Genomic DNA, 1513 nt, shown 5'->3' with positions numbered 1-1513 from the left:
CGAGGTCGTCTCCCACATCTCGGCCGCCCTCGTCCACGGTCTGCCGGTCGCCTACCCGGTCACGCACCAGGTCGAAGTCGTGCGTCCCGGCGTCAACCGCCGGTACCCGAGTCTCCACGTCCGCGGCACGACGATTCCCGCTGCGCACTGGCAGCGCGTGGGCGGGATGCGGTTGACGACGCTCGAGCGCACCCTCGTCGACGTCGCCCGCACGTACACCCGCCACGTCGCCGACCTCTACGTCGACGGACACGACGCCATCGCCGAGGTGTGCCACGCGAAGAACACCTCGGTGGAGTGCGCCGAATGGGTCGCGGACAAAGCGCTCCAGCTCCACGGCGGCCTCGGGTTCATGGAGGACACCGAGGTCAACCGCCAATACCGGGACGTCCGCCTGCTCGGAATCGGTGGGGCCACCACCGAGATCCTCACCACCCTCGCAGCCCGCAGATTGGGGTTCGATCGATGACCATCCTCACCTCCACCCTCGATTCCCGCTCCGAGGACTTCCTCTCGGCGCGCGAGACGATGCTCGACCGCTGGGACGAGATCGCCGACGAGCACGCCAAGGCCCTCGAGGGCGGCGGGCCGGCGAAGATCGCCCGGCACCGCGAGCGCGGAAAGCTCACCGCGCGCGAGCGCATCGAATCCGTCCTCGACCGCGGCTCGCCGTTCCTCGAGATCGGCGCGCTCGCCGGATGGGGATCCGATTTCCACGTCGGTGCATCGGTGATCGCCGGCATCGGCACGGTCGCCGGCACCGAGGTGATGATCGTCGCCAACGACCCCACCATCCGCGGCGGCACCTCGAACCCGTGGACGCTGCGCAAATCGCTGCGCGCCAACCATATCGCGGAAACCAACCGGCTGCCCGTGCTCAGCCTCGTCGAGTCCGGCGGCGCCGATCTGCAGACGCAGAAGGAGGTCTTCGTCCCGGGCGGGCAGCTCTTCCGCGACCTCACCCGGCTCTCGAAGCAGGGCATCCCCACGATCGCCGTGGTGTACGGGAATTCCACCGCCGGCGGCGCGTATATCCCGGGGATGAGCGACCACACCGTGCTCATCGACGGCCGCTCCAAGGTGTTCCTCGCGGGGCCGCCGCTGGTCAAGGCCGCGACCGGGGAGATCGCCGACGACGAGACCCTCGGTGGCGCCCTAATGCACGCCCGCGCGTCCGGACTCGGCGACTACCTCGCCGCCGACGAGCTCGACGCCGCGCGCATCGCCCGCGGCATCGTCCGCCGCAGCGGGCACCGAAAGCGCGGTCCGGCGCCGCGGCCGGGCTTCGCCGAGCCCCGCTTCGACCCCGAAGAGCTGCTCGGGATCGTCGGCGAGGACCTCAAGGTCCCCGTCGACCCGCGCGACGTGCTCGCCCGGGTCGTAGACGGCTCCGACTTCGACGAGTTCAAGCCGCTCTACGGCCAGAGCCTGGTCACCGGCTTCGCGCAGCTGCACGGCTACCCGATCGGCATCCTGGCCAACGCCCAGGGCGTGCTGTTCAGCCAGGAGGCGC

General features: G+C 70.5%; 2 protein-coding genes. Both read left to right on the top strand.

The window, feature by feature from the left end; all coding sequences use genetic code 11:
- A partial coding sequence (locus tag V7E05_RS07520) for an acyl-CoA dehydrogenase family protein (protein ID WP_333619049.1) occupies nt 1-469 on the top strand: 469 nt, incomplete at its 5' end.
- Nucleotides 466-1513 (top strand): acyl-CoA carboxylase subunit beta (locus V7E05_RS07515; RefSeq protein WP_333619048.1); only part of this gene is annotated, 1048 nt, incomplete at its 3' end. The genes V7E05_RS07520 and V7E05_RS07515, both read left to right, overlap by 4 nt.

Origin of the sequence: Dietzia sp., assembly GCF_036741115.1 — a bacterium.
GTDB lineage: Bacteria > Actinomycetota > Actinomycetes > Mycobacteriales > Mycobacteriaceae > Dietzia.
Note: the sequence above shows the minus strand (reverse complement) of the source record. Positions and strands in the feature narration are given on the sequence as shown.